The organism is Petrotoga halophila DSM 16923 (assembly GCF_002924615.1).
The window spans coordinates 1-8,186 of the sequence record NZ_JALY01000217.1 but is presented as its reverse complement, the minus strand read 5'-3'; the positions used below and the strand labels follow the sequence as shown (position 1 = coordinate 8,186).

Here is an 8,186-nt window from a genome sequence, read left to right as displayed (position 1 = left end):
TCCATGATTAATGATCTTATATAAGTTCCAGAACTTACTTCTACATTAAAACTAAATTCTTGTCCTTCTTGTGAAAAATTTGAAAGCTGATATATTTTTACTTTTTTTGGAGGAAGATTAATTATTTTACCTTCACGCGCATATTCATAAAGCTTTTTACCTTTATATTTTTTGGCTGAATATGCAGGAGGAACTTGCAAATATTCCCCCACAAATGAAAAACATATGTCTTTCAAATTAGAGATGTGTTGCTGAGTAACTTCGTTCTTTTCTTGTACTTTTCCTTCTATATCAAAAGTATCTGTAACGATCCCCAATTCAGCTTTTACATAGTATGTCTTTTTTTCGGTCTGAAAAAATTCTAATAGTCTTGTAGCTTTATTTATTCCTACAACTAGTACCCCAGTAGCAAAGGGATCAAGAGTACCAGCATGACCAACCTTTCTAATTCCAAGTTTTTTTCTGATTATTGAGACAACGTCATGGGAAGTAATACCCTTTGGTTTGTTGATTACTAAAAAGCCACTTTTCATTTACTCTCCTCGTTTTTCTCTATTTTCTCTATTAGTTTATTTATTCTTATACTTGCTTCAATACCTTCGTCTTTATGGAACCTTACTTCGGGGGCTTTGAACATTTTAATATTTTTTGCGATAAGAGTTCTAAACATACCCTTTGCGTTGTTTAGAATTTCGATAATAGCATCAACATCTTCATCGAGGGATGATACATATACATCTAAATAAGATTTATCTTTTGATAGACGTACCATATTTATATCAATAAATTTGTCTTTTAATCTAGGATCCTTTAATTGAGAAAAACCTTGGGTAATTAATTTTTTCATTTCAGACTCAAGCATTTCTCTTCTATACTGAGCCATCAGATGTCACCTCCATATCATCGAACACTTCTTTCATATTCGTAAACTCAGGAGACCTTTTAATTATATCTTTGAATTCTTCAAAATAACTGGAATATTTATTATAATTTAATCCCAAAAAGTTCCAAACCTTTAAATCAACCTCAGGAATATCGAAGCATCCTGAATAGCCATAAAAATATGAATTAGTAGTTATATTCGCAACATTTACAATATACAATAATTTTCTTGCTTCTTCATTACTAGACTCTAAAGGATTATCATGGTATGTAGCGGTTTCTATGACTAAGTCTGACATATTCCAATTTTTAAAAAGCTTCCTCCCAATCTGTTGATGCGAATAAGTTGATAACATATTTTCCGCCTGAAAAAAAGAAATTTTTTCGTGTTGAGCAACTTTAATGACCATCTCAAAAACTTCAGGCATAATATGTGCCATCACTACCTTACTAAGATCATGTAAAACGCCACACATAAAGGCTTCTTCTTTATCAGGGGAATTAAGATATTTTGCTAAAAGTTCTGAGGCCACTCCAGTTGAGATCAAGTGAACCCAAAAATGCTGTGTATTGAAAAAAGGTATTTCTTGAGAAAAATAATTCTCGACGGTAAAAATACTTAAAGCTAAATTCCTTACCGTTTTGAACCCGAGTAGATTTATCGCTTGTGTTAGTTTCGTTACTCTCTTAGGTAGTGCATAATAAGCCGAATTAGATAGTCTTAAAATCTTTGCAGTTAAAGCAGGAGATTGAACGATCATATTATGCAAGTCATTTATATCAGCATAGGGATCGTTGGCTATGTTTATAATTCTTTGTACAATAAAATCAGGCGTAGGTAATTCTTTAATTTTTTTGGTGATCTCTTGAATATCCATTTCGTTCATTATATCAGTTCCTTCCATCAAATTTCAATTTATTCATTTGCTTATTGTCTGTTTTTCACAACAAATCTTTAAGAAGTAATGCCGAAATAGAAAAATAGAAAAACATACTTAGTATATCCATCAAAGTTGAAATAAAAGGGCCAGAGATCAAGGCTGGATCTAAATGTATTTTTTTTGCAAAAAAAGGTAGGATGGCTCCTAAAAGATTTGAAATCATTACTACTATAATTATAGACAAAGATAAACTCAACATAATTAAAGGTTCTCGAGTATTAACAATTGATCTTAAAAACATGATTATTCCCAAAATTATACCTAAAATTATACCAGAAAACAACTCTTTACTTAAAACTTTTTTAAAATCATCCTCTTCAATATCTCCAACTGCCATTGATCTAATTACTATAGCGGACATTTGACTCCCAGTATTTCCTCCTATAGCGTTAATAGTTGGCATAAATGCCGCTAATACAGTAATTTTCTGTAAAACATCTGAAAATCCTTCAATTACAAAGACGGCAATACTCTCAAAAAGTAATAAGGCACCAAGCCAGATTACCCTGCTTTTTATAAGCGCCCAGATGGAAGTATGGAAATAAGAAGTTTCTGTTACTCCTACCGCCGCCATTTTTTGGATATCTTCTGTAGCTGATTCTTCTAAAACATCCACAATATCGTCAATTGTTATTATTCCGACCAACCTTTTTTCACTATCTGTAACCGGAATAGCTAAAAGATCATAATCTTGCATGATCCTTGCAACTTCTTCTTCATCATCGTAAACTGTTGAATAGATTGGATTTTCATTCATAATATTTTTTATGAATTCATCTTCTTCCGAAAAAATCAAATCTTTTAATTCTACTGTCCCTTTTAATTTTCTAGTGTTATCTATCACAAACAAAGTGTAGATAGTCTCTTTTTTATTTCCTTCAACCTTAATATGTTGAAGCGCCTCTTTCACAGTCATATTTTCTTTAAGATCCAAAAAATTCGGGTTCATTATCCTTCCTGCAGAATATTCAGGATAATTCAAAAGAGTAAGCGTATTTTGTCTCTCTTCATTAGAAAGATGGGCAAGTAAACGTTTAACTACGTTAGCAGGAAGTTCTTCTAAAAGATCAGCTCTATCATCAGGTTCCATATTTTCTATTATTTCTTTCAACTTATCTTCTTTAAAGAGAGAAAGTAATTCCATTTGATCGTCTTTTTCTAAATGAGAAAATACTTCTGCTGCTGTGTCTTTAGGCAAAAATCTGAAAACAACAATTTTTTCATCCTGTGGTAATTCTTCAATCATCTCTACAATTCTTGCGGGTTCTTGTTCTTTTAACAACTCTTTTAGAAGTTTAAACTCTTTTTCGTTTATTAATTTTTTTATATCGACTTTTACTTCAACCTTCAATTTTGTTCCTCCTTTCAATCATTATGGTGGTAGATCAGAAAATTCAAAGAAACTACCGGTACTATCCATCTTTACCACTCCTTTCTTGCTAAAAATTTTACGCCTTTTCAGGCTCTTTTACAAAATAGAAAAGTATTGCCCCAATGATAAACAAAAAGAGCAAACTTGCAACTCCCCATCTTGAACTCTTTCCAATTTGTGTAAAGATCCCTACTAAAAAAGGGCCCAAAATAGCTGAAAATTTTCCGAATATATTGTAGAACCCAAAATACTCTGCAGATCGATCCTTTGGTATCATTCGACCATAAAGTGACCTGCTAAGGGCTTGAATTCCACCTTGAGAAGATGCTACTAACATAGCTAATATCCAAAATTGAACAATGGTTTCTAAGAAAAAAGCAAAAACAGTGATAAAAGTATAGACAAAAATCGCAAAATATATCAAACTTTTTGTAGAAAACCTCTTGGATAATCTTCCATATAACAAAGCAAAAGGAAAAGCTACTATTTGTATCACTAAAAAAACTACCAGCAAATCGTTGGCGTTAAGTCCGACATCAAGTCCATAGGAAGAAGACATCCTTATTATCGTATCCACACCATCTATATAGAAAAAATATGCCATTAAAAAGAGAAAAACATTTTTATTGCCCTTCAGATTCTTTAAAAATTGCGTGATCCGTTTAAAAGAATCTTTTATTGGAGTTTTCGTTTTTTCTACATAGTATGTTTGCTTCACATTTTTCATAATCGGTATAGAAAAAATTAACCACCACGCTGCTGTAATAACAAAAGCCAGTTTTGTTGCGGAAATAGTGGAGTTAAGACCGATTAATGAAGGATTCAAGATAAAAATAAGTCCAATTAAAAATGGGATAGTACTACCTATATAACCCCATCCAAAGCCACTAGAAGATACCCAATTCATACGTTCTTTTGAAGTTACATCTGTTAAAAAGGAATCGTAGAAAACATTCGCTCCAGAGAATCCTATGCTGGATAAAACATATAACACTAAGGCAAAAAACCATTGTCCTTCTTGAATTAAAGACAGTGAAGCTGTAAATACAACACCCATTAAAAGGAAAAAGAGCAAAAACCTTTTTTTATAGTTCTTATAATCAGCTATTGTTCCTAAAATTGGAGCTAAGATCGCCACTATCAAAGTAGCAATAGTAGATGAATAACCCCAATAAGCGGTTGACAAATAATCCGGCATCTGAGCGGCGGCATAATCCTTAAAGAATATCGGTAATAGTGCGGTGGTTATAGCAACTGAATACGCAGAATTCGCCCAATCGTACAAAATCCAACTTCTTTCCTCTTTTGTCAACTTTGCCCTCCCCCTTATTGATTGTCTTTTTCATTATTGATAAAAAGATCTAAAGGATCTTCATAATAATCTTCCATCACCGATAGAATTTCACCAATCTGAGCAAAGTACTCATCAACGTCTTTTTCATCATAGATTCCCTTTAAGAATTCTTCTAACTTTTCTAAATCCACTTCAGGATTTTCCTCAATGTACTTTTCAGCACTTTTGATTATTTCTTCCATCAAAATCACCTCCTTTTACTATATGCCTTTATTATAACAAACTTTTATCAACTTTTTTTAAATTTTAATAAAATATAATAAAACAAAAAAATTGGGTAAAAATACCCAATCATTTAAAGTTTAAATTGTTTATGCTTGCAAGAAAAAACAAAATTATATTTGCATTCTCATTATTTCTTTATATGCTTCAACGATTCTATTTGTAACTTCTGTTGTTAATTGTAACGATAGAGAAGCCTTTTCTGCAGCAATCATAACTTGATGTATATCTGTTATATTACCAGCCGCATAATCTGCTGCAACTTTATCTGCATTCTTTTGAATTGAATTTACTTCCTCAATCGCATCTTTTAATAATTTAGAAAAGTCTAAATTTTTATCTTCTTGTTTAGTTTTTTCTGGAACCAATTTATTGGGGTCAATCCCGTTTATACCATTTATGCCGTCGGTCATCAATATTCACCTCCTTATTTATCTACCTATTCCGAGGGCAGAATTGTACATGCTTTTTGCTGAATTTACAACTGCTGCGTTCATTTCATATGCTCTTTGAGCAGACATCATATCAACCATTTCTCGTAATACATTAACGTTAGGATAACTAACATATCCTTCAGCGTCTGCATCGGGATGGTTGGGATCATATACTAATCTAAAAGGTGATGGATCCTCTACTATAGAAGAGACTTTCACTCCCCCAAAATTTTTGCTTCCATTTGCACTTTCATTAAGTGCCTCTTGAAAGATTACTGTTTTTCTTCTGTATGGTCCACCTTCCTCTGTCCTGGTTGTATCTGAATTAGCTAAGTTTTGAGAAATAACGTCTAACCTAAACCTTTCTGCTGTCATACCGCTTGCAGCAATATCCAAAACCTTAAATAACCCATCCATCATTTACCACCTCTAATAGCTGTTTCATACCTTTGTATCGCATAAGTCATCAATCTGGATAAAGTGTTGTATTTTAAAGTATTTTGAGTCATTCTCACCAATTCCACATCGGGGTCAACGTTGTTCCCATCATCTCTGAGCGATTTGGAATCATCTATTTGAATATTTGGTTGAATTTTTCCTAAAGATAAGGTATTATTTATGTGTTGGTCTCTATTCACTTTGAGAGTCAAAGCTGAATCTTCACTCAACGCTTTTTGTAACTCGTTTTCAAAATCAACGTACTTTCTTTTGTATCCGGGGGTTTCATAATTTGCTATATTCTGAGAAATTACGTTTTGCCTTAAGGACAATGCATCCATAGTATTTGGAATTATCTCGAAATTAATATTATCAAACAATATTTTTCACCTACCTTTATTTTATCTATTTTATTTTTCTTTTCTAAAGTAATGTTTTCCTAACTAATGATTTTTAAATAATTAATTTGGAGGAGAAAAGATGAAAAAAATTTTTTTAATTGGGTTTTATGGGTACGGGAACTATGGAGATGATTTATTACTAAAAAGTTTCTTACAAATATTAAATGAAATAAAATTCGATGGAATTATATTTTTACCTGTTGAAAACGACTTGGAATTCGATGAAGAATATATATTTCAAATAATCACTGTTTCAAGATTCAATTTCTACGAAATAAGGAAAACTATAAAAGACAGCGATGTTATAATGTTTGGAGGAGGAAACCTTTTTCAATCCGAAACCTCTTACAGAAGTTTCATATATTATTACTATATAGCCCACCTTGGCGAAAAGTTTAACAAAACAATATTACTCTTATCCCAAGGTTTTGGATCTTTTAAGGAAAAACGTAGCCTTCAAAAATTAAAGAAAATCCTTTCTTACCCAAAACTTTACGCTAATTTGAGAGATGAAACATCGTATGTCTTTGCAACAAAATACAATAAAAATATCTCTCTAGGTGTAGATGTAGGACCATATCCCTTTTTAAATTATACTTATAAAAAAACTGACAAAATATCAGTTTGTTTAAAAGAAGAGCATGATTTGAGACACTTAACAGAATTCTTATCAACCTTTGAAAATTATACACTTTCTACATTAGTAATAAATGCAACCCAAGATGCGTTAAAAAATTATGAATTAGTTGAAAACATTAGAAAAGAAACCAAGGTGTTCGCTGAATTCCCTTTTAAAGACTCACATAAGATAACCAAAGAAATTTCTCAATCTAAAATAATCATATCTGATCGTTTACACAGTGCTCTGACTGGGATCTTTTTTGCTGGACAAACAATAACTTTCAACAATATTAAGAATCGAAGAGTACTAAAAAATATAAAGGAAGATTATAACTTTTTTTATAAAAACACACCTGAAATACCCTTTATCTACTACGACACTGTTTCTTCAAATTATGATTTCAAAGAAATTTCTGACATATACAGAGATAAATTACAAAAAACAGTGTTTGACATAAAAACACTCATTCAAAGTTTCTTATAACCTGTAGCTTTGAGGAATCGGTACAAAGTACCAAAACTATATTATCCGTAGGAGATTCAACATCGATAGGATAATTATAGGTATTAATTGTTTGATAGACGTCCTCACCATCTATTACAAAAAGCTTATTTTCTATATGAGAGATAGCGTATAAATATTGTCCGTTAGGAGAAACCGAAATATCACTAATTGGTACTTTTTCTAAAATAACATCGGTTTTCCCAGAAGAAAGATTGTAGTAATAAACACCACCCATCAAGGAATTGCCTACAATATAATTTTTGTACATCTCAATGTTAGTAGTGTACTTCCCGAATTGTGCAATTTTAGGCTGTTTTCTGAAGTCATTCCTATACAAATTGCCATTGTAATATGAAACCATATAAATGATTCCGTTTGATCCTACAATATCTATGGGATGTTCGATTTGATTATAATTCACTATATAAGTATCATTATGAGGGATCAAAAAAAGAAGATCTGTTAAAAATACGTCGTTTTGAAAATTATCAAACACAGGTATAAAAACTTGGGTGCCTATATTTCTTATTAACGGGCTATGTACAGGGAGAACCATTGATTTTTTTACAAACAGATTGTTATCAAGTATGTATAATTTGTAAGGATTTGTACCTAATATGTACAATTCGCCATTTATCAATTTTATATTAACAGGTTTAGAATCTAAAACTAATTTTTGTATCACCTTGTTGTTTTTGATTTTTAGTACTTCCTTATTGTAATTATCAATAACATAAAAAAATTCTCCATCGTATGCTCCCCCCATAGGTAGAGTGGATTGTGTAAATTCCGTTTTTTCTAAAGTAAAGATATCCACAAAATGTATAGTCCCCTGGTAATCAGCAATTATCGCATAATTTTTCCCTGAATCAATATGAAATGCCCTTTCCCCAATATTGAAATTGTTGATTTCTAAAAAAATGGATTCAGGAAATAAAAAAGATACAGAGAAAATGGTTAGAATTATTAACAAATGGGATTTTTTCAAAATATTACTCTCACCTCGTCTAAGTTGT

Annotated in this window: 11 protein-coding genes; 1 reads left to right on the top strand and 10 read right to left on the bottom strand. The window is 31.5% G+C overall.

The genetic code is table 11. The features are described from left to right. The 9 genes from truB to flgB all read right to left on the bottom strand — a co-directional run. The coding region (truB, locus tag AA81_RS10580) for a tRNA pseudouridine(55) synthase TruB (protein WP_103898963.1) at window positions 1-533 on the bottom strand (533 nt) is incomplete at its 3' end. Further along, window positions 530-883, bottom strand: a complete 354-nt coding sequence (rbfA, locus tag AA81_RS10575; protein WP_103077864.1) for a 30S ribosome-binding factor RbfA — start codon at window positions 881-883, stop codon at window positions 530-532. The genes truB and rbfA, both read right to left, overlap by 4 nt. Beyond that, on the bottom strand, window positions 870-1,769 hold the full coding sequence (locus tag AA81_RS10570; protein ID WP_169926234.1) for an HDOD domain-containing protein: 900 nt from the start codon (window positions 1,767-1,769) through the stop codon (window positions 870-872). Before AA81_RS10570 ends, rbfA begins: the two co-directional genes overlap by 14 nt. Before the next feature lie 55 nt (window positions 1,770-1,824). Next, a complete protein-coding gene (gene mgtE, locus AA81_RS10565; RefSeq protein ID WP_103077955.1) occupies window positions 1,825-3,174 on the bottom strand; it encodes a magnesium transporter in 1,350 nt (449 codons plus the stop codon). Between the two features lie 97 nt (window positions 3,175-3,271). Next, on the bottom strand, window positions 3,272-4,525 hold the full coding sequence (locus AA81_RS10560; protein WP_425440349.1) for an MFS transporter: 1,254 nt from the start codon (window positions 4,523-4,525) through the stop codon (window positions 3,272-3,274). Further along, window positions 4,522-4,731, bottom strand: coding sequence for a hypothetical protein (locus AA81_RS10555; RefSeq protein ID WP_103077860.1), 210 nt, complete (start codon window positions 4,729-4,731; stop codon window positions 4,522-4,524). Before AA81_RS10555 ends, AA81_RS10560 begins: the two co-directional genes overlap by 4 nt. A gap of 153 nt (window positions 4,732-4,884) precedes the next feature. After that, window positions 4,885-5,184, bottom strand: a complete 300-nt coding sequence (fliE, locus tag AA81_RS10550; protein ID WP_103077953.1) for a flagellar hook-basal body complex protein FliE — start codon at window positions 5,182-5,184, stop codon at window positions 4,885-4,887. Between the two features lie 18 nt (window positions 5,185-5,202). Then, window positions 5,203-5,625, bottom strand: coding sequence for a flagellar basal body rod protein FlgC (gene flgC / locus AA81_RS10545; protein ID WP_103898962.1), 423 nt, complete (start codon window positions 5,623-5,625; stop codon window positions 5,203-5,205). Next, window positions 5,622-6,023, bottom strand: a complete 402-nt coding sequence (flgB, locus tag AA81_RS10540; RefSeq protein ID WP_103077856.1) for a flagellar basal body rod protein FlgB — start codon at window positions 6,021-6,023, stop codon at window positions 5,622-5,624. The genes flgC and flgB overlap by 4 nt, the downstream gene beginning before the upstream one ends. A 100-nt stretch (window positions 6,024-6,123) precedes the next feature. On the opposite strand from flgB, the gene AA81_RS10535 reads away from it, so the two are divergent. Beyond that, complete coding sequence (locus AA81_RS10535) at window positions 6,124-7,149, top strand: polysaccharide pyruvyl transferase family protein (RefSeq protein WP_103898961.1); 1,026 nt, start codon at window positions 6,124-6,126, stop codon at window positions 7,147-7,149. On the opposite strand, the gene AA81_RS10530 is transcribed toward AA81_RS10535, so the two are convergent. Next, window positions 7,130-8,186 (bottom strand): YncE family protein (locus AA81_RS10530; RefSeq protein WP_211292696.1); only part of this gene is annotated, 1,057 nt, incomplete at its 5' end. The two genes, AA81_RS10535 and AA81_RS10530, sit on opposite strands and share 20 nt — an antisense overlap.

Coding starts and splice junctions, on each gene's coding strand:
- rbfA (WP_103077864.1), bottom strand. CDS start 883: ATGGCTCAGTATAGAAGAGAAATGCTTGAGTCTGAAATGAAAAAATTA.
- AA81_RS10570 (WP_169926234.1), bottom strand. CDS start 1,769: ATGAACGAAATGGATATTCAAGAGATCACCAAAAAAATTAAAGAATTA.
- AA81_RS10555 (WP_103077860.1), bottom strand. CDS start 4,731: ATGGAAGAAATAATCAAAAGTGCTGAAAAGTACATTGAGGAAAATCCT.
- fliE (WP_103077953.1), bottom strand. CDS start 5,184: ATGACCGACGGCATAAATGGTATAAACGGGATTGACCCCAATAAATTG.
- flgC (WP_103898962.1), bottom strand. CDS start 5,625: ATGATGGATGGGTTATTTAAGGTTTTGGATATTGCTGCAAGCGGTATG.
- AA81_RS10535 (WP_103898961.1), top strand. CDS start 6,124: ATGAAAAAAATTTTTTTAATTGGGTTTTATGGGTACGGGAACTATGGA.